The sequence below is a fragment of the Pseudomonas sp. B424 genome (assembly GCF_055408345.1).
On sequence record NZ_JBUZTL010000006.1, the window covers coordinates 50,993 to 76,544 of the forward strand.

A 25,552-nucleotide genomic window follows, 5' to 3' on the forward strand; every position below is an offset into this window, starting at 1 on the left:
AGATTAATTGCGGTCATCTTTCGCTCATCTCACCCCTATAACGTAAATAGCCGGTAAAGAACCTTTTCATAACCGTCCACACTGCTTATCGTTCCCCCTCCTGTTAATAATCGCTCGCGCCTAATGGTTGATCACTCCATGCAATCCTCTGTTTCCCACAAATCCCGTCTCTGGCCAATTGGCTTGCTGGTCTTGCTGATTATTCTCGGCCTGTGCTGGTGGCTATGGCCGTCGGCCTCGAAACAGGCAGGGGCCGAGCAGCCCGCCGGGCACACCAGCCGCTCCGGGATGATGCGTCCCGGCTTTGGTGGCTCGACGCAAGCGGTGCCGGTGCGGGTGTCAGAAGTGACGCGGGGTGATTTTGCGGTGTATTTCAAGGCCCTGGGCACTGTGACAGCACTCAACACCATCAATGTGCGCAGCCGGGTGGGAGGGGAGCTGGTCAAGGTCTATTTCAAGGAAGGGCAGATGGTCAAGGCGGGCGAGTTGCTGGCTGAGATCGACCCGCGCAGCTATCAGAACGCGCTGCTGCAAGCCGAAGGCACCTTGATGCAAAACCAGGCCCAGTTGAAAAACGCCCAGGTCGATGTGCAACGTTATCGCGGCCTGTATGCCGAAGACAGTATCGCCAAGCAAACCCTGGACACCGCCGAAGCCTTGGTCAGCCAGTACCAGGGCACGGTCAAGACCAATCAGGCAGCGGTCAACGACGCCAAGCTGAACCTGGAATTCACCAAGATCCGCGCGCCCATCAGTGGCCGTGTGGGCTTGCGTCAACTGGACGTCGGCAACCTGGTGGCAGCCAATGACACCACGGCTCTGGTGGTCATCACCCAGACCGAGCCGATCGTGGTCAGTTTCACCCTGCCCGAGAACAACCTGGCCCTGGTGCTTGAGCGTTATCGCAGCGGCGCCAAATTGCCGGTGCAAGCCTGGAACCGTGGCGACACCAAAGAGCTGGCAGTGGGTGTGTTGAGCAGCATCGATAACCAGATCGATATCACCACCGGCACCCTGAAGTTCAAGGCGCTGTTCGAGAACCGTGATCAGGCACTGTTCCCCAACCAGTTCGTCAATGTGCACATGCTGGCCGACACGCTCAAAGACGTCGTGCTGGCGCCGACAGCGGCCATTCAGTACGGCACCAACGGCTCGTTTGTGTATGCGCTGGACGGCGACAAAAAGGTCAAGATCCGCAGCGTCAAGGTGGGTGCCACCGACGGCGACATCACCGTGATCGAAGACGGCCTGGCGCCGGGCGATCGTGTGGTGCTCGAAGGCACTGACCGTCTGCGTGACGGTGGCGCGGTGGAAGTGGTCAACGACAGCGTCCAGATGCCTGAAACCGCTGCTGAGCAACTGCAAGGCGTCGACGATGATGCGACGCCTGCCTCCGCCCCCGAGAAGGCCAAGGCCAAGGCGAACGAATGAATCTGTCGCGGCTGTTTATCCTGCGCCCGGTCGCAACCACGCTGTGCATGCTGGCCATCGTGTTGTCCGGGATCATCGCCTATCGCCTGCTGCCCGTTTCGGCTTTGCCCCAGGTCGACTACCCGACTATCCGCGTGATGACGCTGTACCCCGGTGCCAGCCCGGATGTGATGACCAGTGCGGTCACGGCGCCGCTTGAGCGCCAGTTCGGGCAAATGCCGGGGCTGACACAAATGGCCTCGACCAGTTCCGGTGGCGCATCGGTGCTCACCCTGCGCTTTAACCTCGACATCAACATGGATGTCGCCGAGCAACAGGTGCAGGCCGCGATCAACGCCGCCAGCAACTTGCTGCCCAAGGATTTGCCGGCACCGCCGGTGTACAACAAGGTCAACCCGGCCGATACCCCGGTGCTGACCCTGGCCATTACGTCAAAAACCATGCTGCTGCCCAAGCTCAATGATTTGGTCGACACCCGCATGGCGCAAAAAATTGCCCAGATCAGCGGCGTGGGCATGGTCAGCATTGCCGGCGGTCAACGCCAGGCAGTGCGGATCAAGGTCAACCCCGAAGCGCTTGCCGCCAATGGCCTGAACCTGGCGGACGTGCGCACGCTGATCGGTGCGTCCAACGTTAACCAGCCCAAGGGCAACTTTGACGGTCCGACCCGGGTGTCGATGCTCGACGCCAACGACCAGCTCAAAACCCCCGAGGAATACGCTGAGCTGATCCTGGCCTACAACAACGGCGCGCCACTGCGGCTCAAGGATGTGGCCGAAATCGTCGACGGCGCCGAGAACGAACGTCTCGCCGCGTGGGCCAATGAAAACCAGGCCGTGTTGCTCAATATCCAGCGCCAGCCCGGCGCCAACGTGATTGAGGTGGTGGACCGGATCAAGGCGCTGCTGCCGAGCATCACCGACAACCTGCCGGCAGGTATCGACGTCACGGTACTGACTGACCGTACGCAAACCATCCGCGCCTCGGTGCGCGATGTGCAGCATGAACTGCTGATCGCCATCGCGCTGGTGGTGATGGTGACCTTCCTGTTTCTGCGTCGGGCCAGCGCCACCCTCATTCCGTCGATTGCCGTGCCGTTGTCACTGGTGGGCACTTTTGGGGTGATGTACCTGGCCGGGTTCTCGATCAACAACCTGACCCTGATGGCCCTGACCATCGCCACCGGCTTTGTGGTGGATGACGCCATCGTCATGCTGGAAAACATCTCGCGCTATATCGAGAAGGGTGACACCCCGATGCAGGCGGCACTCAAGGGCGCCAGGCAAATCGGCTTTACCCTGATCTCGCTGACCCTGTCGCTGATTGCGGTACTGATCCCGCTGCTGTTTATGGCCGACGTGGTAGGGCGCCTGTTTCGCGAGTTTGCGATCACCCTGGCGGTGGCGATCCTGATCTCGCTGGTGGTTTCGCTGACCCTGACGCCGATGATGTGCGCCCGCTTGCTCAAGGCCGAGCCCAAGGAAGAAGAGCAGGGGCGTTTTTACCGGGCCAGCGGCGCGGTCATTGACTGGATGATCGCCGAGTACGGCCGCATGTTGCAGTGGGTGCTCAAGCACCAGCCGCTGACCTTGCTGGTGGCCATCGGTACGTTGGCGCTGACCGTGGTGCTGTACATCGCGGTGCCCAAGGGCTTCTTTCCGGTGCAGGACACCGGGGTGATCCAGGGCATTTCCGAAGCGCCGCAGTCGATTTCGTTCAGCGCCATGAGCCAGCGTCAGCAGGAGCTGGGCCAGATCATCCTGAAAGACCCGGATGTGGAAAGCCTGTCGTCTTATATCGGGGTGGACGGTGATAACCCGACGCTCAACAGCGGGCGCATGCTGATCAACCTCAAACCCCACGCCGAGCGCAGCGACAGTGCCTCTGAGGTGATTGCGCGCCTGCAACCGCAACTCGACAAGCTGGTGGGCATTCGTCTGTTCATGCAGCCGGTGCAGGACCTGACCATCGAAGACCGCGTGAGCCGTACCCAGTATCAGTTCAGCCTGTCATCGCCGGATGCCGACCTGCTCAACACCTGGAGCCAGAAACTGGTCACGGCGCTGTCCAACCAGCCTGAGCTGGCCGACGTGGCCAGCGACCTGCAAGACAAGGGCTTGCAGGTGTATCTGGTGATTGACCGTGATGCTGCCTCGCGCCTTGGGGTGTCGGTGGCCAATATCACCGACGCGCTGTACGACGCGTTCGGCCAGCGACAGATCTCGACCATCTACACCCAGGCCAGCCAGTACCGCGTGGTCTTGCAGGCCAGGGATGGCGAGAAAATCGGCCCCCAGGCCCTTGACCAGATTCACGTCAAAACCACCGATGGCGGCCAGGTGCGCTTGTCGAGCCTGGCCCGGGTCGAAGAGCGTCAGGCGCAACTGGCAATCTCCCATATCGGCCAGTTCCCCTCGGTGATGGTGTCGTTCAACCTGGCTCCCGGCGTTGCCCTGGGGCAAGCGGTGGAGCTGATTGATCAGGTGCAAAAGGACATCGGCATGCCGGTGGGGGTCAAGACCGAATTCCAGGGCGCGGCCCAGGCGTTCCAGGCTTCGCTGTCGAGCACCTTGCTGCTGATCCTGGCGGCGGTGGTCACCATGTACATCGTGCTTGGTGTGCTCTACGAGAGCTACATCCACCCGATCACCATTCTCTCGACCCTGCCCTCGGCGGCGGTCGGTGCCTTGCTCGCGCTGATCCTCAGTGGCAATGACCTGGGGATGATCGCGATTATCGGCATCATCCTGCTGATCGGTATCGTGAAAAAGAACGCGATCATGATGATCGACTTCGCCCTCGATGCTGAACGCAATCAGGGCATGGCGCCCGAGCAGGCCATTTATCAGGCGGCGCTGCTGCGTTTCCGTCCGATCTTGATGACCACCCTGGCCGCGCTGTTTGGTGCCGTGCCGCTGATGCTGGCCACCGGTTCCGGCGCTGAACTGCGCCAGCCGTTGGGCCTGGTGATGGTCGGCGGTTTGCTGGTGAGCCAGGTGTTGACCCTGTTCACCACGCCGGTGATCTATCTGTACTTCGATCGACTGGGCCGCCGCTGGCGGGGTGACGCAGCCAGCGCTGAGCAGGCCCCGGTATGAACCTGTCCGGCCCTTTCATCAAACGCCCGGTAGCGACCATGCTCCTGAGCCTGGCAATCATGTTGCTGGGCGGGGTGAGCTTTGGTTTGCTGCCGGTGTCGCCTTTGCCGCAAATGGACTTTCCGGTGATCGTGGTTTCGGCCAGTTTGCCGGGGGCCAGCCCCGAGGTCATGGCGTCCACCGTTGCCACGCCGCTGGAGCGTTCCTTCGGCGCGATTGCCGGGGTCAACACCATGAGCAGCCGTTCGAGCCAGGGCTCGACGCGGGTGATTTTGCAGTTCGATCAGGACCGCGACATCAATGGCGCGGCCCGGGAAGTGCAGGCAGCGATCAACGCTTCGCGCAACCTGTTGCCCAGCGGCATGAAAAGCATGCCGACCTACAAAAAGGTCAACCCGTCACAAGCGCCGATCATGGTGCTGTCGCTGACCTCCGATGTCCTGTCCAAGGGCGAGCTTTACGACCTGGCCTCGACCATTCTGTCCCAAAGCCTGTCCCAGGTGCCGGGGGTGGGTGAAGTGCAAATCGGCGGCAGTTCGCTGCCGGCGGTGCGTATCGAGCTGGAACCGCAACTGCTCAACCAGTACGGCGTGTCCCTGGATGACGTGCGCAACACCATCGCCAATGCCAACGTGCGCCGCCCCAAGGGGGCGGTGTCCGACGGCGATCGCAACTGGCAGATCCAGGCCAACGACCAGCTGGAAAAAGCCAAGGATTACGAACCGCTGATCATCCGTTACCAGGATGGCGCGGCCCTGCGCCTGAGCCATGTGGCCAAGGTAAAGGACAGCGTTGAAGACCGCTACAACAGTGGTTTTTTCAACAACGATGCGGCCGTGTTGCTGGTGGTCAACCGCCAGGCCGGGGCCAACATCATTGAAACCGTGAACGCGATCAAGGCCCAGTTGCCGGTCTTGCAGGCGGTACTGCCGGCCAGCGTGCAACTGAACCTGGCGATGGACCGTTCGCCGGTGATCAAGGCCACGCTGCACGAAGCCGAGATGACCCTGCTGATTGCCGTGGCGCTGGTGATTCTGGTGGTGTTCCTGTTCCTGGGGAACTGGCGTGCTTCGTTGATCCCGACCCTGGCAGTTCCGGTTTCCCTGGTTGGCACTTTCGCCATCATGTACCTGTACGGGTTCTCGCTGAACAACCTGTCGCTGATGGCCCTGATCCTGGCCACCGGTCTGGTGGTGGACGATGCCATCGTGGTGCTGGAGAACATCTCGCGGCATATCGATGACGGTATCGCCCCGATGAAAGCGGCGCTGCTGGGCGCCAAGGAAGTCGGCTTTACCCTGCTGTCGATGAACGTCTCGCTGGTGGCGGTGTTCCTCTCGATCCTGTTTATGGGCGGGATCGTCGAAAGCCTGTTCCGCGAGTTTTCCATCACCCTGGCGGCCTCGATTGTGGTGTCGCTGGTGGTGTCGCTGACCCTGACCCCGATGCTCTGCGCGCGCTGGCTCAAACCCCATGTGCCGGGCACCGAAAACGCCATGCAACGCTGGAGCATGCGTCTTAACGAACGCATGGTCAGCGGTTATGCCCGCAGCCTGGACTGGGTATTGCGCCACCAGCGCCTGACGCTGTTCAGCCTGCTGGTGACCATTGGCGTCAACGTGGCGCTGTACGTGGTGGTGCCCAAAACCTTTATGCCGCAACAGGACACCGGGCAACTGATCGGTTTTGTGCGCGGTGATGACGGCCTGTCGTTCAGCGTAATGCAGCCCAAGATGGAGATTTTCCGCAAGGCGGTGCTGGCCGATCCTGCGGTCGAGAGCGTTGCCGGCTTTATCGGCGGCAACGGCGGCACCAACAACGCCTTTATGATCGTGCGCCTCAAGCCGGTATCGGAGCGCAAGGTGTCTTCGCAAAAGGTCATTGAGCGCCTGCGCGAAAACATGCCCAAGGTGCCCGGTGGCCGCCTGATGCTGATGGCCGACCAGGACTTGCAGTTTGGCGGCGGACGCGAGCAGACCAGTTCGCAATACTCCTACATCCTGCAAAGCGGCGACCTCGGCGAACTGCGCACCTGGTACCCGAAAGTGGTGGCTGCGCTTAAAGCCCTGCCCGAGTTGACAGCCATCGACGCCCGCGAAGGCCGTGGCGCGCAGCAAGTGACACTGGTGGTTGACCGCGATCAGGCCAAGCGCCTGGGCGTGGACATGGACATGGTCACTGCCGTGCTGAACAACGCGTACAGCCAGCGGCAGATTTCCACCATCTACGACAGCCTGAACCAGTATCAAGTGGTGATGGAGGTCAACCCCAAATACGCCCAGGACCCCGAAACCCTGAATCAGGTGCAGGTCATCACGGCCGATGGCCAGCGGATTCCGTTGTCGGCCATCGCCCACTACGAAAACAGTTTGCAGAACGACCGGGTGGAGCACGAAGGCCAGTTTGCATCGGAGACCATTTCGTTTGACATGGCCCCCGGAGTAACGGTGGAGCAGGGCACCACGGCCATTGAGCACGCCATCGCCAAACTCGGCTTGCCCGAAGAGGTGATTGTGAAAATGGCCGGTACCGGAGATGCCTTTGCCGCCACTCAAAAGAGTCAGCCGTTCATGATTTTGGGGGCGTTGGTGGCGGTGTATCTGGTGCTGGGGATTCTCTATGAGAGCTACATCCACCCGCTGACCATTCTCTCCACCTTGCCCTCGGCGGGGGTGGGTGCCTTGCTCAGCATCTACCTGACGGGGGGCGAGTTCAGCCTGATTTCGCTGTTGGGGCTGTTCCTGCTGATTGGCGTGGTGAAGAAAAACGCGATTCTGATGATCGACCTCGCGCTGCAACTGGAACGGCATTCGGGCCTTGGCCCGCAAGAGTCGATCCGCAGCGCGTGCCTGCAACGCTTGCGGCCGATCCTGATGACTACCCTGGCCGCCATGCTCGGCGCCTTGCCGTTGATGCTCAGTACCGCCGAAGGCGCGGAAATGCGCCAGCCCCTGGGCCTGACCATTATTGGCGGGCTGCTCCTGAGCCAGATCCTGACCCTTTACACCACCCCGGTGGTTTACCTCTATCTCGACCGCATGCGCCATCGCTTCAACAAATGGCGCGGCGTGCGCACTGATGCTGCTCTGGAAACTCCGCTATGACCTCTCGTTTGCTTGATTTTGCCCCGGCCTTGTCGTCCCAACGCTGGGCGCTTGCCCGCGGCTCGCGCTTGCTGGGCCTGGCGTTATCAGGCCTGTTGCTCAGCGCGTGCGCGATTGGCCCCGACTACCAGCGCCCGGAGGCAGCGTCGCCCGCCCAATATAAAGAAGCCGCAGGCTGGACCCAGGCCAACCCAAGCGATGCACTGGAGCGTGGCGCGTGGTGGGAGCTGTATGGCGACCCGCAGCTCAACGGGCTGGTGGAGCAACTCAACAGTGCCAACCAGAGCGTGGCCCAGTCCGAAGCGCAGTTTCGCCAGGCGCAAGCCCTGGTGCGCAGTGCGCGCGGGGCTTTCTTGCCGAGCGCCGACTTGAGCGTGGGTAAAACCCGCTCCAGCCAGGGCACTGGCAGCTCCAACTCAAGTTTGACCAGCTCCAGCAGCGGGATTCGAGACACCTTGAACGCCCAGGTCGGTGTGAGTTGGGAAGCCGATGTATGGGGCAAGTTGCGTCGCGGCCTGGAAGCCAACGAAGCCAGTGCCGAGGCCAGCTTTGCCGATTTGGCGGCGATGCGGTTGAGCCAACAATCGGAACTGGTGCAGAACTACCTGCAACTGCGGGTGATTGATGAGCAAAAACGCTTGCTGGAGGCCACGGTCGAGGCCTATCAGCGCTCACTGAAAATGAGCGAAAACCAGTACCGTGCGGGCATTTCCGGCAAGGACGCAGTGGCTCAGGCGCAAACTCAGTTGCGCAATACCCAGGCCAGCCTGATCGACCTCATCTGGCAGCGCGCGCAATTTGAAAACGCAATTGCAGTTCTCACCGGGCAAGCACCTGCCGGGTTCGGCCTGGCGGAAACCACAAACGTGCCGGCGCTGCCGCAAATCCCTGCCCGCTTGCCGTCGCAACTGCTGGAGCGGCGCCCGGACATCGCCTCGGCGGAGCGCTCGATCATGGCCGCCAACGCCAACATTGGCGTGGCCAAGGCGGCGTACTACCCCGACTTCAGCTTGAGCCTCTCCGGCGGCTACAGCAGCAGCCAGTATCAGGACTGGATCAGTGTGCCGAACCGTTTCTGGTCGGTGGGGCCGAAAATTTCCTTGCCGTTGTTCGATGGTGGCCAGCGCTCGGCGGAGGTTGATCGTAACGAGGCGCTGTATGACCAGACCGTGGCCAAGTACCGGCAGACCGTGCTTGATGGTTTGCGTGAAGTGGAAAACTACATGGTGCAGTTGAAAGTGCTGGGCGATGAATCGGTGGTGCAAGAGCAGGCGCTGGAATCGGCCCGCGAGTCGCTGCGCTTGACCACCAACCAGTACAAGGCGGGCTTGATTGCTTATCTGGATGTGGTGTCGGTGCAAACCACGGCCCTGAGCACCGAGCGCAGTGTGCTGACCCTGCTGCAAAGCCGCCTGATCGCCAGCGTGCAACTGATCGCAGCGCTGGGCGGTGGTTGGGATGGCAACACCGACCTGAGTGCCCGGGAACAATAAATCCTGCCCCGCGGGTGCTCACCCATCCTGATGGTTGCAGCGCCTTTGTGGGAGCGAGCCTGCTCGCGATGGCATCACTGCGATTGTTCGGATCCACCGCGGGGCCAGAATCGCGAGCAGGCTCGCTCCCACAGGTCTCTACTGATAAAAACTGAACCGGTCCTTGCCACTGCGCTTGGACCGGTACAGCGCCTTGTCGGCCTTGGCCAGGGCCTGGTTGAGGCTGTCTTCCTCTTCGACACGGGTCAGCCCGATGCTGATGGTCACCGGGTGTTCGTCCGGATCTTCGCGCACCCGGCGGCACAGGGTGTCCATCAGGGCCCCGACGTCCGAGCGGCGCACACCCGACAAATACACCGCAAATTCCTCGCCCCCCAACCGCGCGTATTCATAGCCCGTCATCACCGCCTTGATGTTGGCGGCAGTGCGTTTGAGTACTTCATCGCCTATGTCGTGGCCGTACAGGTCGTTCACTTTCTTGAAGTTGTCGATGTCGATCATCGCCAGGTAGTGGTCGTACTCCCTGGGCCTTGTGCGCAACACGTCGCCGGCCAGGCTCATGAATGAGCGCCGGTTGGGGATCTCGGTCAGCGCGTCGATGTAAGCCTGGGCCACCAGCAACTTGGACATGGTGAAGTTGTGCAGTTTGACCCGGCGCAATTTGAAAAAGCTGTAAATCGTCAGGCTGCACAGAAAGGCGAAGTAGCACAGGATCAAGAGGCCGCGCAGATCCATGATCGACGCCTGGGTCATCAGGAAAGGGTTGAGCACCACGCAGTCGATAGCCGCAACACTCAGGAAGGCCCAGCGGCTGAGGGGCAAAATCGATGCGCTGTAGAGGATGCTGGAGCTTGCTAGTGCCAGCCAGATGGGCTGTGTATCTGCGGGCAAGCCGAAGATGATCAGGCGCAAGCCGAGCGTGATGACCACGACGAACATCAGGTTGAGTACGTCGAAGTGCCGGTAGTTATGAATAAAGCCAAGAATGATGGTCAGCACCACCATGGTGCTGATAAACAGCAAGGACAGGACGGTCAAGCCCTGACCGCCCTTGATGCTGACAATAAGGTTGAACAGCAGCCAGATGGCAATGCTCGAAATGTAGGTCAGCCGGCAAAAGTTGCGCAGTTTTTCGAAATCATATTGGGCAAATTCGGCTTGCAAGGCAGGTGGCGCGGCTTGTTTCGAAATCTCTTTTTCAATGGTCTTGAGCATTGCGAGCCTGGGTCACGGTCGGATGACGGGACCCGGGCGCGCAAAGACCTTTAAACACCTTCCCTGCCCGGGTTACACATGACTAACCCTAGCAGGAGTTGGCGGCTTATCGATGCGGATCGAGCCCGCCGCACGTGTCTGGCTCAGCCACTGTGGGTGAACACTTCGCCGACACTGCGCCGGCGCGCATAGTGTTCGCTGGACCGAATCAAGGCTTCAAGGTCTTCGGGGGTTACGTCTATGAACGCGTCCATCTGCTCCAGGGCCTTTTGCAAGTCTTCGGCGGTAATGCCGGGATCACCGGGGACGGGTGGGGTGACGAGTGCCGGGTTCGGCCCGGCTGCTTTTTTCGGGTAACGCACCCGGGTCAGATTGTTATAGGCCAGTGCCGCGAGCAGCATGCACACCGCGCTGAGCATCACCGGTGCCAGCAGGCCCCAGCCCAGACGGGCGCTGTCCGGATCGGCGAGCACCACCAGCAACGCCAGCGCACCGGCAGGCGGATGCAGGCAGCGCAACAGGCACATGCAAACCAGGGCCAGGCCGACGGCCAGGCACGCGGTGTCGAGGGTGCGCCCGAAAAAGTGCACCACCCCCAGCGAGACCAGCGTTGCGCACAGGTAGCCGCCGACAATCGACCAGGGTTGCGCCAGGGCCCCTGACGACACGGCAAACAACAAAATGGCCGAAGCCCCCAACGGGCCGATCAAGTGCATGGCCACGGGCAGGCCGAATATCAGGCTGCACACCCAGACACTGAACAGGGTGCCAAGGGATACACCAATGGCGGCACGGCTCCATTCGGCAGGGCGGGTGTTCGTAGCCGCAGGCAATAGGCGGCTGATCCAGCGGGTTTGCATGGTAAGGACAATCCGGTTTTGTAGGCGTAGCCGATAAAAAAAGGGCCTGCGGGTTTCCCGGCAAGCCCTTGAAAATGTCCCTTCATTTGGGGGAGGAACGGGCGCAGTGTGCCCCGTCATGAAGCAGTCCGCAAATGCATAATAATGCTGTTTAACTGCAATAATTTTGATGGAAGATGACGCCTGGCCCGTAAGGCAGTGGTTTTACGGGGACGAAACCGGTCTGGCCAGCTTGCCCAATACACGCTCATGTACCTCATTGCTCAACAGCCGCTGCTCCAAAAGGTCGCGCACGCCTGGGCTGTTGGCCAGCGGCCCCTTCAGCACGAGCAAGGCATCACGCAATTTCATCAACGTGTTGAGCTCCGGCATGCAGATCACCTCTGCACGGGCCGGGGGATGGGCACAGGGACGTTGCTCCGGGGAGGGTCCACACTTGGCCAACAAGGCATAACTCATGACGTCGTGCTCCATAAATGAAGGGTATGGGGAGGGTGTTCAGATCCTTGAAAGCAATGGGATGGATGCATGGCGACGCTGTCGTCATGCCGAGCATTTCGATACAAGAGGTGACATATCGGCCATTTACTCGGCAAGGGATATAGGATCTGCGCCGGTGATTGTAAAGTGCCAAAACAACGAGGTGTTGTCAGGAAATGCGCAGCTATAGATAAGATTTACGGAGAAGTTCGTAGGAGTGTTCAGCGTAAATGGTGGGCGTCGCGGTAGGGATAAATCATGCCGCTATAAGGGCATAAGCGCATGAGTGCTGATGTAACGTCTTACTGGAATTTACATCAGCGGATAAGCGCTGAAATACTTTGGGCGGCCAGGGTTTGTGGACGCCTGGTTGCGAGCCACAACCAAACGTCAACAGACCCTAGTCGTCAAACCCTACTTGCTCGTGAATTTCATCCACTTTGAGTTCCAGCCGATACGCCACGGCGATAAACAGCGCCTGGCACAGGCACAGCGTGGCGCTCAATGAGCGAAACGCGAACGAACTGCCCTCATTGACCAGCAACACGCTGTTGGCCCGCTTGGCCAGGGGCGACAGGTTGCTGTCGGTGATGATCAGGGTTTTGGCCTGATGCAACTGCGCGATGCGCAAGCAATGCTGGGTTTCCTTGCCATAGGGGGTAAAGCTGATGGCGATTACCAGGTCATTGGCACGCACGCTGCGCATCTGCTCGCGATAACTGCCGCCCAGCCCGGACACCAGGTGAATACGCTTGTTGGTGTGCTGCAGGTTGTACACCAGGTAATCGGCGACGGCGAAAGAGCGCCGCACCCCGACCACATAAATGTTGTCGGCGTTGACCACCAGGTCCACCGCCTTGTCGAACGCCTGATCGTCGAGCTCCAGCCCCAGGCGCTCGATGCCTGACAGCGTGGCATTGATGCATTCACGCGCCAGGTCGCCGCCACTGGCCTTTTGCGACTTGTTGGCGATCATGCTGCGAATGCGCTGCTGATAGTTCTGAACCGGCGTTGCCTTGTGGGTATAAGCCTCGCGAAACAGCGCCTGCATTTCACTGAAACCACTGAAACCAAAACGTTGCGAGAAACGCACGATGGCCGAAGGATGCACCTCGCACTCACGGGCGATATCACTGATCCGGTCGACCATGATCCGGTCGCTCTGCTGGCTCATGTAACTGGCAATACGTTTGAGCTGACGCGGCAGGCTCTCGTATTCCTCGGTTATCAGCTGCAGAAGGCGTTCGGCATTGATCGGTGGGCTGACCTGTTCGCTCTCTGGCGTGTGGGCCGGCTGATCAGTGGATGGCATAGATGAGTCCTTATAGATGGCTCTTGTAGGGCAGGTAGCGGATTGGCGTGCGCAGTCTACAGCGTAGGCGCTAATAAAATCCTGACCAGCCGTTCAATGGCCCGATCGCTGAATCGATACAGGGGCGAAAAACGCAGCCCGCCGACGGATATGGAACAAAAATTCTACATTAAATATTTATGGAATAAATATTGTTTATTGTGTGCGGACGTTTTAGTCTTCATTCCACAAAGAGCGCTCAGGCAGTAGGTGCGATGAGTGCAGGCTGATAAAAATAACAGGAGCCAGCATGGGACAGACTCGTTTTGCCACAGGGCGTGATTTGGATTTGATCTGCCTTGGACGCCTGGGCGTCGACCTCTACTCGCAGCAAGTAGGGGCGCGCCTGGAGGACGTCAGCAGTTTTGCCAAATACCTTGGCGGCTCATCGGCCAATATCGCCTTCGGTACTGCGCGCCTGGGCTTGCGCTCAGCCATGCTGAGCCGGGTGGGCGATGACCACATGGGCCGCTTCCTGACCGAATCCCTGGCCCGTGAAGGCTGTGACGTCAGCGCCATCACCATCGATGCGCAGCGCCTGACCGCCCTGGTGCTGCTGGGCCTCAAGGACCGGGAAACCTTCCCGCTGGTGTTCTACCGCGAAAACTGTGCCGACATGGCGCTGCGGGCAGAGGACATCAACCCGGCCTTTATCGCCTCAAGCAAGGCGCTGCTGATTACCGGTACCCACTTTTCCACCGAAGGTGTGTACCAGGCCAGCATTCAGGCGCTGGACTATGCCCGGCAGCACAACGTACGGCGGGTGCTGGATATCGACTACCGCCCGGTCCTGTGGGGGCTGGCGGGCAAGGCCGATGGCGAGACCCGCTTTGTCGAAGACCACAAGGTCACTGCCCACGTGCAGTCGATTTTGCCGCGCTTTGACCTGATCGTGGGTACCGAAGAAGAGTTTCTGATTGCCGGCGGCGGCACTGACTTGCTGGCTGCATTGCGCGCTGTACGCGGCCTGACCGCCGCCACGCTGGTGGTCAAGCTGGGGCCCCAGGGGTGCACCGTGATCCACGGCGAAATCCCGGCACGGCTGGAAGACGGCGCCATTTACCCGGGGGTGCAGGTGGAGGTGCTCAACGTGCTGGGCGCGGGTGATGCCTTTATGTCCGGCTTTCTCAGCGGCTGGCTGGAGGACGCGAGCGATGAGCGTTGCTGCCAGTTGGCCAATGCCTGCGGCGGGCTGGTGGTGTCGCGCCATGCCTGCGCCCCGGCCATGCCGACCCGCGCCGAACTCGATTACCTGTTCAACAGCCCGGTGCCGATTACCCGTCCTGATCAGGATGTAGCGTTGCAGCGTTTGCATCAGGTCAGTGTGCCGCGCAAGCAGTGGAAGCAGCTGTTTGTGTTCGCCTTCGATCACCGCTGGCAACTGGTTGAAGTTGCCCAGCAGTACGGGCGCGATCACGACAGCATCTGCGCCCTCAAGCAGCTGTTTATCCGTGCGGTGGAACGGGTCGAAACCGACTTGCGCCGCCAGGGCATCGACGCCGATATCGGGTTGCTGGCCGACCAGCGTTTCGGGCAGGACTCACTGAACGCCGCCACCGGTCGCGGCTGGTGGATTGCCCGCCCGGTAGAGGTGCAAGGCTCACGGCCATTGGCCTTTGAGCATGGCCGCTCGATCGGCAGCAACCTGATTGCCTGGCCACAAGAACACATCATCAAATGCCTGGTGCAATTCCACCCCGATGACGAGCCGCTGCTGCGCCTTGAGCAGGAAGCACAGATCAAGGGGCTGTATGACGCATCACTGATCAGCGGGCATGAACTGCTGCTGGAAATCATCCCGCCCAAAGACCATCCCTCGACCCACCCGGACGTGCTGTACCGCGCCATCAAGCGGTTGTACAACCTGGGCATTTTCCCGGCCTGGTGGAAAATCGAAGCGCAGACCGCACAGGTGTGGGAGCAACTCGACGCGCTGATCAACGAGCGCGACCCGTATTGCCGGGGCGTGGTGCTGTTGGGTCTGAATGCGCCCGCCACGGTGCTGGCCGAAGGCTTCAGGCAGGCACGCCAGAGCACCACCTGTCGCGGCTTTGCCGTGGGCCGCACGATCTTCCAGGAGCCGAGCCGCGCCTGGCTGGCTGGCGAGATAGACGACCAGACGCTGATCGAGCGTGTGCAAGGGACCTTTGTGCAGTTGATCGAATCCTGGCAAGTGGCCCGCAGGTAAGTCCCTTGTGCGGGAGCGAGCCTGCTCGCGATGGGGCGCTGCGGTGTGTCAGACACCCCGCGTTGGCTGCATCGCGAGCAGGCTCGCTCCCACAAGTCATCAAAGGTTTAATTTAGAAAACAATAATAGGTGCAGCCATGCCCGCAATCCGTATTGGCATCAACCCGATTTCCTGGAGCAACGATGACTTGCCGTCATTGGGCGGCGAAACGCCGTTGAGCACTGCACTCACTGAAGGCAAGCAAATCGGTTACGAAGGTTTCGAGCTCAACGGCAAATTTCCCAAGGACGCCAAGGGCGTCGGGGATGTACTGCGGCCCTACGATCTGGCGCTGGTTTCAGGCTGGTATTCCAGCCGACTGGCACGGCGCTCGGCGGCTGAAGAAATCGACGCCATAGCCAGTCACGTGCATTTGCTGGCAGAAAACGGCGCCAGGGTGCTGGTGTACGGCGAAGTGGCCGACTCGATTCAGGGCCAGCGCATCCCGCTGGTGGAGCGCCCGCGTTTTCACACCGAACAGGCCTGGCAAACCTACGCCGACAAACTCAACGAATTGGCGGCGTTTACCTTGTCCCAAGGCGTGCGTCTGGCCTATCACCACCACATGGGCGCCTACGTCGAATCGCCATCCGACATCGACACCCTGATGCGCCTGACCAGCCCCGATGTGGGCCTGCTGTTCGACGCGGGCCACTGCTACATGGGCGGTGGCGAGCCGATCGAGGTGCTGCGCAAACACATCGACCGCATCTGCCACGTGCACTTCAAGGATGTGCGCAAAGCCGTGGTGCAACTGGCGCGCAATAACCTGTGGAGTTTCCCGGACTGCATCATCAACGGCACCTTCACCGTGCCGGGGGATGGCGATATCGATTTCGCCGCTTTGCTCGACGTGCTGCTGGCGGCCGATTACCACGGCTGGCTGGTGGTCGAAGCCGAACAGGACCCGGCCGTAGCCCCGAGTTTTGCCTATGCGCAAAAGGGTTATCAGACCCTGCGCGGGTTGCTGGATGCGAGGGTTGCCCAATGAATCTGCTAATCAAAAGCAAGGCCGCGGGGCAAACCATGGTCGAGTTGCCGCAAGGGGCATTGGACTATGTGGGTTTTGGTGCTTATCGCCTGGCTCCGGGCGAACTGTTGCCGGTGAGCAGTGACGGGCATGAACTGTGTCTGGTGCTGCTCAGTGGCCGGGTCACGGTCAGTGGTGAAGCGGCCAGCGGTTTATTCAGCTGGGAAAACATCGGCGAACGTACCAGCGTCTTCGAAGACAAATCACCGTTCGCGGTCTACCTGCCCCCGGGCAGTCAGGCCCAGGTACTGGCCTTGAGCGATGTGCAAATCGCCGTGTGCGCTGCACCCGGCTCAGACAGCGCCGAGCTGCCCCCGCGTTTGATCAGGCCCGAGACGATGAAGCGCAGCGTGCGTGGCAAAGGCGCCAACACCCGCTATGTGTGCGACATCCTGCCTGATACCCAGCCTGCGCATTCGCTGCTGGTGGTCGAAGTCCGCACGCCGTCCGGTCACTCCTCCAGCTACCCGCCGCACAAGCACGACACCGACGACCTGCCGCACCAGAGCTTTCTCGAAGAGACCTATTACCACCAGATCAACCCGCCCCAGGGCTTTGTGTTTCAGCGGGTCTACACCGATGACCGCAGCCTCGACCAGGCCATGGCCGTGGAAAACAGCGACCTGGTGGTGGTGCCCAAGGGGTATCACCCGGTCAGCGTGCCGTATGGCTATGAGTCTTACTACCTGAACGTCATGGCGGGGCCCAAACGCGTCTGGCAATTTCACAACGACCCTCAGCACAGCTGGCTGATGGATCTTTAACCTTTTTCGGAGAACAACAAGAATGAGCACTACCCCGGTCATCGGCCACTACCTCAACGGCCAGGTTCAGGATTCAGGCGCCGAGCGTTTCAGCAATGTATTCAACCCGGCTACCGGTGCCGTGCAGGCACGGGTGGCACTGGCCAGCCAGCAGACGGTAGACGAGGCCGTGGCCTCGGCGCTCAAGGCGTTCCCGGCGTGGTCCGAACAGTCTTCCTTGCGCCGTGCGCGGGTGATGTTCAAGTTCAAGCAACTGCTCGACGAGCACCATGATGAGCTGGCCGAAATCATCTGCCGCGAGCACGGCAAAGTGTTCTCCGATGCCAAGGGCGAAGTGACGCGCGGCATCGAAATCGTCGAGTACGCCTGTGGCGCGCCGGCGTTGCTCAAGACCGACTTCAGCGACAACATCGGCGGCGGCATCGACAACTGGAACCTGCGCCAGCCCCTGGGCGTGTGCGCCGGTGTGACCCCGTTCAACTTCCCGGTCATGGTGCCGCTGTGGATGATTCCGCTGGCGCTGGTGACGGGCAACTGCTTCATCCTCAAACCGTCCGAGCGTGATCCGTCGGCCAGTTTGCTGATGGCCCGCCTGCTGACCGAAGCCGGTCTGCCGGATGGCGTGTTCAACGTGGTGCAGGGCGACAAGAGCGCGGTGGACGGCCTGTTGCAGCACCCGGATATCGAAGCCATTTCGTTTGTCGGCTCCACCCCGATTGCCGAGTACATCTACCAGCAGGGCACGGCCCGCGGCAAACGCGTGCAGGCACTGGGCGGGGCGAAGAACCACATGATCGTGATGCCCGACGCCGACCTCGACCAGGCGGCGGATGCGCTGATCGGCGCAGCCTATGGTTCAGCGGGCGAGCGTTGCATGGCGATTTCGATTGCCGTGACCGTGGGCGACGTCGCAGACAAGCTGATCGAAAAACTGCTGCCACGGATTGATCGGCTCAAGGTTGGCAATGGCTTGCTGCCCGACAGTGAAATGGGGCCGCTGGTGACTGCCGAGCACAAGGCCAAGGTCATCGGCTTTATTGACCAGGGCGTGGAGCAGGGTGCAGACCTGATTGTCGATGGGCGCGACCTCAAAGTGCCGGGGGCCGAGGAGGGCTTTTTTGTCGGCGCAACGCTGTTCGATAACGTCACGCCGGAAATGAGCATCTACCAGCAGGAAATTTTCGGCCCGGTGCTGGGGATTGTCCGCGTGGCTGATTTCGCCAGTGCCGTGGCGCTGATCAACGCCCATGAATTCGGTAACGGCGTGTCCTGCTTTACCAGCGACGGCGGTGTGGCCCGGGCCTTTGCGCGAACGATCAAGGTCGGCATGGTGGGCATCAACGTGCCGATTCCGGTGCCGATGGCCTGGCATTCGTTTGGCGGCTGGAAGCGTTCGCTGTTCGGCGATCACCACGCCTATGGCGAAGAAGGCATCCGCTTTTACAGCCGCTATAAAAGCGTGATGCAGCGCTGGCCTGACAGCATCGCCAAAGGCCCGGAATTCAGCATGCCGACCGCCAAGTAACCGGCGGGCACACCCTACAAAACAAGGTGCAAACATGAGCACGACACGACTGACCATGGCCCAGGCCCTGGTGAAATTCCTCGACAACCAGTACGTCGAAGTCGATGGGGTTCAGAGCAAGTTCATTGCCGGTATCTTCACCATTTTTGGCCACGGCAACGTGCTGGGGCTGGGCCAGGCGCTGGAGCAGGACAGCGGTGACCTGGTGGTGCACCAGGGCCGCAACGAGCAGGGCATGGCCCACGCTGCCATCGGTTTTGCCAAGCAGAACCTGCGCCGCAAGATCTACGCCTGCACCTCATCGGTGGGGCCGGGTGCAGCCAATATGCTCACCGCCGCAGCCACCGCCACGGCTAACCGGATCCCGTTGTTGCTGTTGCCGGGCGATGTGTATGCCAGCCGCCAGCCCGACCCCGTGTTGCAGCAGATCGAGCAGTTCCACGACCTGAGCATCAGTACCAACGATGCGTTCAAGGCCGTGAGCAAATACTGGGATCGCATCAACCGCCCCGAGCAATTGATGAGCGCGGCGATCCAGGCCATGCGTGTACTCACCGATCCGGCTGAAACCGGCGCCGTGACCCTGGCCCTGCCGCAAGACGTACAGGCCGAAGCCTACGACTACCCCGATTACTTTCTGCAAAAGCGCGTGCACCGCATCGACCGGCGTTTACCGACCCGGGCCATGCTGGCGGATGCCCGGGCCATCGTTGAGCGCAAGCGCAAACCGCTGATCATCTGTGGCGGCGGGGTCAAGTACTCCGCTGCCAATGCAGCGTTGCAGGCGTTTGCCGAGCGCTTTGATATTCCGTTTGCCGAAACCCAGGCCGGTAAAAGCGCCATCGTTTCCGCGCACCCGCTGAACGTCGGCGGCATTGGCGAAACCGGCTGCCTGGCCGCCAATATGCTGGCCCGGGACGCAGACCTGATTATCGGTATCGGTACCCGCTACACCGATTTCACCACCTCGTCCAAGTCGCTGTTTCAGCACCCGCAGGTGGAGTTTCTCAACCTCAATATCAGCCCTTGCGATGCGCTCAAACTTGACGGCGTGCAGTTGCTGGCCGATGCCAAAGCCGGGCTTGAGGCGCTGGCCGAGACCCTCGAAAACAGCGGTTATCGCTCAAGCTGGGGCGATGCCCCGCAACAGGCCAAGGCCCTGCTGGACGCCGAAGTGGACCGGGTGTACCAGGTCGATTATCAGCAACCGGACTTTGCTCCCGAAATCACCGACCACCTGGACCCGGCAGTGCTGCGCGAGTTTATCGAGCTGACCGGCTCGTGCCTGACCCAGAGTCAGGTGCTGGGCGTGCTCAATCACACCCTGGCTGACGATGCGGTGATCGTGGCGGCCGCGGGCAGCCTGCCTGGCGACCTGCAGCGGGCGTGGCGCAGCAAGGGGGTGAACACCTATCACCTGGAGTATGGCTACTCCTGCATGGGCTACGAGGTGAACGCCGCGCTCGGGGTCAAACTCGCCGAACCCGCACGTGAGGTGTACGCGCTGGTGGGCGACGGTTCGTACATGATGCTGCACTCCGAACTGGCGACCTCGATCCAGGAGCGGCGCAAGATCAACGTGGTGCTGTTCGACAACATGACCTTCGGCTGCATCAACAACTTGCAGATGGGCAACGGGATGGACAGCTTCGGCACCGAGTTCCGTTTCCGCAACCCTGAAACCGGCAAGCTGGACGGTGGTTTTGTGCCCGTGGATTTCGCCATGAGCGCGGCGGCCTACGGCTGCAAGACCTACAAGGTCAGCACCCTTGAACAATTGCACGCGGCCCTGGCCGATGCGCGTTTGCAGACGGTATCGACCCTGATCGACATCAAGGTGCTGCCCAAAACCATGATCCACAGCTACCTGACCTGGTGGCGGGTCGGTGTGGCGCAGGTGTCCACCAGCGCCCGCACCGATGCGGCGGCACAGAAATCCAATCTGGCACTGACCAAAGCCCGGCAGTACTGATCACCCAACTCTGACAAGAAATCCAACAGGAGCAGGCACATGTCGTTGAACACTCAAACCTTGAAGCTGGGCGTGATCGGTACGGGCGCCATCGGCCGTGATCACATTCGCCGTTGCAGCCAGACCTTGCTTAACAGCACGGTCGTGGCGGTGACCGATATCAATCTGCAGCAAGCGGCCCAGGTCGTGGCCGAGTTGGGGCTGACAGCCGAGGTGTATCCGGACGGTCATGCACTGATCAATGCGCCAGAAGTCGACGCAGTACTGGTGACGTCCTGGGGCCCGAGCCACGAAGAGTTTGTGCTGGCGGCCATCAAGGCGGGCAAACCGGTGTTCTGTGAAAAGCCCCTGGCGGTCACGGCTGCCGGGTGCCGGGCCATCGTTGATGCTGAGGTTGCCCATGGCAAGCGTCTGGTTCAGGTCGGCTTTATGCGCCCGTATGACGAAGGCTATCGTGCACTCAAAGCCGTGATCGACAGCGGCCAGATCGGCGAGCCGTTGATGCTGCACTGCGCGCACCGCAATCCGCGGGTGGGTGAAAACTACAAGACCGACATGGCGATCACCGACACCCTGATCCATGAACTGGACGTGTTGCGCTGGTTGCTCGACGACGATTACGTGTCGGTGCAAGTGGTGTTCCCGCGAAAAACCAGCAAGGCGCTGGCGCACTTGCGCGACCCGCAAATCGTGTTGCTGGAAACCGTCAAGGGCACGCGGATCGACGTTGAAGTGTTTGTGAACTGCCAGTACGGCTACGACATTCAATGTGAAGTGGTGGGGGAGACCGGGATTGCCAAATTGCCGGAGCCGTCACAAGTGCAACTGCGCAGCGAGGCCAAGCTGTCCAACGCCATTTTGATGGACTGGAAGGATCGCTTTATCGGGGCCTATGACGTCGAACTGCAGGCCTTTATCGACGCGGTACGGGCCGGGAGCGTTGGCGGGCCTTCGGCATGGGACGGGTTTGCCGCAGCGGTCGCGGCGGATGCCTGCATCGAAGCGCAGCAGAGCGGGGCGATTGTGAAGGTTGAGTTGCCTGAGCGGCCGCGGTTCTACGGTTGATCCGGTCCCGCAATAGCCGGGTTTGATTGATCTTCTGTGGGCGCCGGCCTGCCAGCGATGCAGGCCCCGAGGTGTTTGAGGCACATCGCAGTGATGTCTTCACCAGCAGGCTGGCTCCCACAGGGATTGAGTGTTAACAGGAGGTTTTATGCGTATTGGACTCGTCGGCTTCGGCCACGGTGGCCGCTTTTTTCATGCTCCGCTTATCGCCAGCTTGCCCGGTGTCACGTTTGCCGGGGTGGTCACCCGTTCCCCTGAACGCCGGCAGCTACTGGCAAATGAATACCCCGGCGTCAAAGCCTATGACAGCCTCGGCCAACTGGTCGAAGCCGGTGTGGACCTGCTGGTGATCTCGACCACCCTCCAGGGGCGCCCGCAATTGGTGCTGCAGGCCATCGAGCTGGGCGTGCCGGTGGTCAGTGACAAACCCTTCGCCGCCGATACCGCCCAGGCCCGGCAACTGGTGGAGGCGGCCCGGCGTCAAGGCGTGCTGTTGAGCGTGTATCAGAACCGGCGTTGGGATTCGGACTTTCTGACCGTACGCAAACTGATGGATGCCGGTGCGTTGGGGCAGGTCGCCCGATTTGAATCCTTCGTCGAACGCTTTTCACCCGGCGCAGTGGGCGATGCCAGCGGCGGTGGCTGGATGCGCGACCTGGGCAGCCACCTGGTGGATCAGGCGCTGCAACTGTTCGGCCCGGTGCAGTCGGTTTACGCCGAGCGTACTTGCAGCCCGCAGCATCCGGATATCGACCACAGCTTTTTTATGGCCCTGACCCACGCCAATGGCGTGATCTCTCACCTGGGCGGCAGTTGCCTGCAAAGCAGCCCCCGGCCAAGATTTCGGGTCAGCGGTACCCTGGGCTGTTACAGCGTCGAAGGGTTCGACGGGCAGGAAGCCGCTGTGCTCGCCGGTTTGTCGCCCAAAACCGAAGGCGATCGCTGGGGCGCGGAGGAGCATCGGCGCTGGGGCTGGTTTGAACAGGGCGATGAGCGTGAGCGAGTGCCCACCGAACATGGCCGCTGGCAGCAGTTTTATCTGCAAATGATCGCAGCAGTCAAAGGGCAGGGCGCCGTGCCCGTCGACCCCTGCGATGTGCTGCAGGCCCTGCAGGTGCTGGACGCGGCGCGCTTGAGTGCTGAACGCCAGCAAGTCATCAGGATCGGCCTGAACGCTTAAAATAGAATTACTTTTCGAATAAATTCTAAATCTGGTTGATATGGAAATTATTTTCCAATAGAGTCGATTCCAGATTGCTGCAACCCCATGTCACACAAGTACCGCATCTATAAAACCAACAAGAATGTGGAGACTGCCCCAATGAAAAACCGCCTGCCTTTTGCTTCCCTGGCACTGTCGATGATGCTTGCCAGCGGCGTGGCCCTGGCCGATACCAAAATCGGCGTGAGCATGTCGCAGTTCGATGACACCTACCTGACTTACCTGCGCGAGTCGATGAACGACAAAGCCAAAACTTACCCTGAAGGCGTGCAGTTGCAGTTCGAAGATGCGCGGGCTGACGTGGTCAAGCAACTGAGTCAGGTCGAGAACTTCATCAGTCAAAAAGTCGATGCCATCGTGGTCAACCCGGTGGACACTGCCGCGACCAAAAAAATCACCGAGGCGGCGGTCAAGGCCGGGATCCCGCTGGTGTATGTCAACCGCCGCCCCGACGACACCAACCTGCCGCCGGGTGTGGCCACTGTGGCCTCCAACGACCTGGAAGCGGGCATCATGCAGATGCAGTACCTGGCCGACAAAATGGGCGGCAAGGGCGACATCGTGATTCTGCTGGGCGACCTGGCCAACAACTCCACCACCAACCGCACCAAAGGCATCAAGCAGGTGCTGGCCAAGTACCCGGATATCAAGATCGATCAAGAACAGACCGGTATCTGGTTGCGTGACAAGGGCATGACCCTGACCAACGACTGGATCACCCAGGGCCGCAAGTTCGATGCCGTGGTCTCGAACAATGACGAGATGGCCATCGGCGCGGCCATGGCCCTGAAACAGGCCGGGGTAAAACCGGGCACCGTGCTGATTGCGGGCGTCGACGGCACCCCGGACGGGGTACGTGCGGTGGAGAAGGGCGAACTGGCGATTTCGGTGTTCCAGGATGCCAAGGGCCAGGCCTACGGCTCGGTCGATACCGTGATGAAAATGATCAACAAGCAGCCGGTTGAACAGGCGGTCTGGGTGCCTTTCCAGTTGATCACTCAAGAGAACGCAAAGGATTACAAGTAATCGTCAGCTCGATCCAATAACAACAATAGGCGGCAAGGCTCAAGCCTTGCCCACTGTCCCGGGCTCTGACCTGGGCATCTGAGGAGTACTGGCTATGCTCGCGTCAGCGACGGTTTCAAGCACCCCGGCGGTGGCCCCCACCTCCACGGCCATCACTGAAGATGCGCCTTATCTGCTGGAAGTGATCAACGTCACCAAGGGCTTCCCCGGCGTGGTGGCGCTTGATGACGTGCAACTGCGGGTACGTCCGGGTTCGGTGCTGGCCCTGATGGGTGAAAATGGCGCCGGCAAGTCGACCCTGATGAAGATCATTGCCGGTATTTACCAGCCCGATTCCGGTGAGCTGCGCCTGCGGGGCAAGCCGGTCACTTTCGCCGGCCCCCTGGCGGCGTTGCAGGCCGGGATCGCGATGATCCACCAGGAACTCAACCTGATGCCGCACATGAGCATCGCCGAGAACATCTGGATCGGCCGCGAGCAGCTCAACGGGCTGCACATGATCGACCACAAGGCGATGTTCCGCTGCACCGCGCAACTGCTGGAGCGCCTGCGCATCGACCTTGATCCCCAGGAGCTGGTGGGCAATCTGAGCATTGCCGAGCGCCAGATGGTCGAAATCGCCAAGGCCGTGTCCTATGACTCGGACATCCTGATCATGGACGAACCGACCTCGGCCATTACCGACAAGGAAGTCGCCCACCTGTTTTCGATCATTGCCGACCTCAAGTCCCAGGGCAAAGGCATCATCTACATCACCCACAAAATGAATGAAGTGTTCAGCATTGCCGATGAAGTGGCGGTGTTTCGCGACGGTGCCTACATCGGCCTGCAACGCGCTGACAGCATGAACGGCGACAGCCTGATTTCGATGATGGTGGGCCGCGAGCTGACCCAGCTGTTCCCGGTGCGTGAAACCCCGATTGGCGATTTGCTGCTGTCGGTGCGCGACTTGCGCCTGGACGGGGTGTTCGAGGATGTCTCATTCGACCTGCATGCCGGCGAGATTCTGGGCATTGCCGGGTTGATGGGGTCGGGGCGCACCAACATTGCCGAAACCATTTTCGGCATCACCCCGAGCGACGGCGGCGTGATCCAGCTCGATGGCCTGCCGGTGCGGATCAGCAGCCCGAATCAGGCGATTGAAAAGGGTTTTGCGCTGCTCACCGAGGACCGCAAGTTGACCGGGCTGTTCCCGTGCCTGTCGGTGCTGGAAAACATGGAAATGGCGATCTTGCCGCACTACGCCGGCAACGGTTTTATCCAGCAAAAAGCCCTGCGCGCCCTGTGCGAAGACATGTGCAAAAAGCTGCGGGTCAAAACCCCGTCGCTGGAGCAGTGCATCGACACCCTGTCGGGCGGCAATCAGCAAAAAGCCCTGCTGGCCCGCTGGCTGATGACCAACCCGCGGGTGCTGATCCTGGACGAGCCGACCCGGGGTATCGACGTCGGCGCCAAGGTCGAGATTTACCGGCTGATCTCCTTTCTGGCCAGCGAAGGCATGGCAGTGATCATGATCTCGTCGGAACTGCCCGAAGTGCTGGGCATGAGCGACCGGGTGATGGTGATGCACGAAGGCGAGCTGATGGGCACCCTGGATCGCAGCGAGGCGACCCAGGAACGGGTCATGCAACTGGCGTCCGGTATCACGGCGATTCATTAACGATTTCGCCGCAGCCGTAACAGGGCCG

General features: G+C 60.7%; 17 protein-coding genes. 13 read left to right on the forward strand and 4 right to left on the reverse strand.

Annotation, left to right across the window (positions count from 1 at the left end; translation table 11 throughout):
• Positions 1 to 123 precede the first annotated feature (123 nt).
• From ACZRMS_RS09530 to ACZRMS_RS09545, 4 genes are read left to right on the forward strand one after another with little or no spacing between them, the layout of a single operon-like run.
• A complete protein-coding gene (locus ACZRMS_RS09530; protein WP_463995122.1) occupies positions 124 to 1,431 on the forward strand; it encodes an MdtA/MuxA family multidrug efflux RND transporter periplasmic adaptor subunit in 1,308 nt (435 codons plus the stop codon).
• On the forward strand, positions 1,428 to 4,529 hold the full coding sequence (locus ACZRMS_RS09535) for an MdtB/MuxB family multidrug efflux RND transporter permease subunit (RefSeq protein ID WP_463995123.1): 3,102 nt from the start codon (positions 1,428 to 1,430) through the stop codon (positions 4,527 to 4,529). Before ACZRMS_RS09530 ends, ACZRMS_RS09535 begins: the two co-directional genes overlap by 4 nt.
• Entirely contained in the window at positions 4,526 to 7,633 is a 3,108-nt protein-coding gene (locus ACZRMS_RS09540; RefSeq protein ID WP_463995124.1) for an efflux RND transporter permease subunit, read from the forward strand. The genes ACZRMS_RS09535 and ACZRMS_RS09540 overlap by 4 nt, the downstream gene beginning before the upstream one ends.
• Entirely contained in the window at positions 7,630 to 9,126 is a 1,497-nt protein-coding gene (locus ACZRMS_RS09545) for an efflux transporter outer membrane subunit (RefSeq protein ID WP_463995125.1), read from the forward strand. The genes ACZRMS_RS09540 and ACZRMS_RS09545 overlap by 4 nt, the downstream gene beginning before the upstream one ends.
• A gap of 138 nt (positions 9,127 to 9,264) precedes the next feature.
• Here the strand turns inward: ACZRMS_RS09545 and ACZRMS_RS09550 are convergent, their stop codons facing one another.
• The 4 genes from ACZRMS_RS09550 to ACZRMS_RS09565 all read right to left on the reverse strand — a co-directional run bounded on the left by ACZRMS_RS09550 (position 9,265) and on the right by ACZRMS_RS09565 (position 12,993).
• Positions 9,265 to 10,341 (reverse strand): GGDEF domain-containing protein, encoded by a 1,077-nt coding sequence (locus ACZRMS_RS09550; protein WP_463995126.1) that lies wholly within the window; start codon positions 10,339 to 10,341, stop codon positions 9,265 to 9,267.
• Between the two features lie 143 nt (positions 10,342 to 10,484).
• Positions 10,485 to 11,201: an HPP family protein gene (locus ACZRMS_RS09555; RefSeq protein WP_463995127.1), complete on the reverse strand. Its 717-nt coding sequence runs from the start codon at positions 11,199 to 11,201 to the stop codon at positions 10,485 to 10,487.
• 204 nt (positions 11,202 to 11,405) lie between these two features.
• Positions 11,406 to 11,660, reverse strand: coding sequence for a hypothetical protein (locus ACZRMS_RS09560; RefSeq protein WP_463995128.1), 255 nt, complete (start codon positions 11,658 to 11,660; stop codon positions 11,406 to 11,408).
• Between the two features lie 421 nt (positions 11,661 to 12,081).
• Entirely contained in the window at positions 12,082 to 12,993 is a 912-nt protein-coding gene (locus ACZRMS_RS09565; RefSeq protein ID WP_463945401.1) for a MurR/RpiR family transcriptional regulator, read from the reverse strand.
• A 289-nt stretch (positions 12,994 to 13,282) separates the two neighbouring features.
• Here ACZRMS_RS09565 and ACZRMS_RS09570 point away from each other — a divergent pair, with 289 nt between their 5' ends.
• The 9 genes from ACZRMS_RS09570 (at position 13,283) to ACZRMS_RS09610 (ending at position 25,524) form a co-directional block, all read left to right on the forward strand.
• Entirely contained in the window at positions 13,283 to 15,220 is a 1,938-nt protein-coding gene (locus ACZRMS_RS09570) for a bifunctional 5-dehydro-2-deoxygluconokinase/5-dehydro-2-deoxyphosphogluconate aldolase (RefSeq protein WP_463995129.1), read from the forward strand.
• Positions 15,221 to 15,357: 137 nt separating this feature from the next.
• Positions 15,358 to 16,251 carry a myo-inosose-2 dehydratase gene (gene iolE, locus ACZRMS_RS09575; RefSeq protein WP_463995130.1) on the forward strand — a complete coding sequence of 298 codons (894 nt, stop codon included), beginning with the start codon at positions 15,358 to 15,360 and terminating at the stop codon, positions 16,249 to 16,251.
• The gene (iolB, locus tag ACZRMS_RS09580) at positions 16,248 to 17,054 is read left to right on the forward strand and encodes a 5-deoxy-glucuronate isomerase (RefSeq protein ID WP_463995131.1); all 807 of its coding nucleotides are present in this window, start codon (positions 16,248 to 16,250) and stop codon (positions 17,052 to 17,054) included. The genes iolE and iolB overlap by 4 nt, the downstream gene beginning before the upstream one ends.
• 22 nt (positions 17,055 to 17,076) lie before the next feature.
• Entirely contained in the window at positions 17,077 to 18,579 is a 1,503-nt protein-coding gene (locus tag ACZRMS_RS09585) for a CoA-acylating methylmalonate-semialdehyde dehydrogenase (protein ID WP_463995132.1), read from the forward strand.
• Between the two features lie 34 nt (positions 18,580 to 18,613).
• Complete coding sequence (iolD, locus tag ACZRMS_RS09590) at positions 18,614 to 20,551, forward strand: 3D-(3,5/4)-trihydroxycyclohexane-1,2-dione acylhydrolase (decyclizing) (protein ID WP_463995133.1); 1,938 nt, start codon at positions 18,614 to 18,616, stop codon at positions 20,549 to 20,551.
• A gap of 39 nt (positions 20,552 to 20,590) precedes the next feature.
• A complete protein-coding gene (iolG, locus tag ACZRMS_RS09595) occupies positions 20,591 to 21,616 on the forward strand; it encodes a bifunctional inositol 2-dehydrogenase/D-chiro-inositol 1-dehydrogenase (protein WP_463995134.1) in 1,026 nt (341 codons plus the stop codon).
• Between the two features lie 148 nt (positions 21,617 to 21,764).
• Positions 21,765 to 22,796, forward strand: a complete 1,032-nt coding sequence (locus tag ACZRMS_RS09600; protein WP_463995135.1) for a Gfo/Idh/MocA family protein — start codon at positions 21,765 to 21,767, stop codon at positions 22,794 to 22,796.
• A 141-nt stretch (positions 22,797 to 22,937) separates the two neighbouring features.
• A complete protein-coding gene (locus ACZRMS_RS09605) occupies positions 22,938 to 23,864 on the forward strand; it encodes a sugar ABC transporter substrate-binding protein (protein ID WP_463995136.1) in 927 nt (308 codons plus the stop codon).
• 94 nt (positions 23,865 to 23,958) lie between these two features.
• On the forward strand, positions 23,959 to 25,524 hold the full coding sequence (locus tag ACZRMS_RS09610; RefSeq protein WP_463995137.1) for a sugar ABC transporter ATP-binding protein: 1,566 nt from the start codon (positions 23,959 to 23,961) through the stop codon (positions 25,522 to 25,524).
• Positions 25,525 to 25,552 lie beyond the last annotated feature (28 nt).

Coding starts and splice junctions, on each gene's coding strand:
- iolG (WP_463995134.1), top strand. CDS start 20,591: ATGTCGTTGAACACTCAAACCTTGAAGCTGGGCGTGATCGGTACGGGC.
- iolE (WP_463995130.1), top strand. CDS start 15,358: ATGCCCGCAATCCGTATTGGCATCAACCCGATTTCCTGGAGCAACGAT.
- iolB (WP_463995131.1), top strand. CDS start 16,248: ATGAATCTGCTAATCAAAAGCAAGGCCGCGGGGCAAACCATGGTCGAG.
- ACZRMS_RS09560 (WP_463995128.1), bottom strand. CDS start 11,660: ATGAGTTATGCCTTGTTGGCCAAGTGTGGACCCTCCCCGGAGCAACGT.
- ACZRMS_RS09610 (WP_463995137.1), top strand. CDS start 23,959: ATGCTCGCGTCAGCGACGGTTTCAAGCACCCCGGCGGTGGCCCCCACC.
- ACZRMS_RS09530 (WP_463995122.1), top strand. CDS start 124: ATGGTTGATCACTCCATGCAATCCTCTGTTTCCCACAAATCCCGTCTC.
- ACZRMS_RS09600 (WP_463995135.1), top strand. CDS start 21,765: ATGCGTATTGGACTCGTCGGCTTCGGCCACGGTGGCCGCTTTTTTCAT.
- ACZRMS_RS09545 (WP_463995125.1), top strand. CDS start 7,630: ATGACCTCTCGTTTGCTTGATTTTGCCCCGGCCTTGTCGTCCCAACGC.
- iolD (WP_463995133.1), top strand. CDS start 18,614: ATGAGCACGACACGACTGACCATGGCCCAGGCCCTGGTGAAATTCCTC.
- ACZRMS_RS09550 (WP_463995126.1), bottom strand. CDS start 10,341: ATGCTCAAGACCATTGAAAAAGAGATTTCGAAACAAGCCGCGCCACCT.
- ACZRMS_RS09540 (WP_463995124.1), top strand. CDS start 4,526: ATGAACCTGTCCGGCCCTTTCATCAAACGCCCGGTAGCGACCATGCTC.
- ACZRMS_RS09555 (WP_463995127.1), bottom strand. CDS start 11,201: ATGCAAACCCGCTGGATCAGCCGCCTATTGCCTGCGGCTACGAACACC.
- ACZRMS_RS09585 (WP_463995132.1), top strand. CDS start 17,077: ATGAGCACTACCCCGGTCATCGGCCACTACCTCAACGGCCAGGTTCAG.
- ACZRMS_RS09535 (WP_463995123.1), top strand. CDS start 1,428: ATGAATCTGTCGCGGCTGTTTATCCTGCGCCCGGTCGCAACCACGCTG.
- ACZRMS_RS09565 (WP_463945401.1), bottom strand. CDS start 12,993: ATGCCATCCACTGATCAGCCGGCCCACACGCCAGAGAGCGAACAGGTC.
- ACZRMS_RS09570 (WP_463995129.1), top strand. CDS start 13,283: ATGGGACAGACTCGTTTTGCCACAGGGCGTGATTTGGATTTGATCTGC.
- ACZRMS_RS09605 (WP_463995136.1), top strand. CDS start 22,938: ATGAAAAACCGCCTGCCTTTTGCTTCCCTGGCACTGTCGATGATGCTT.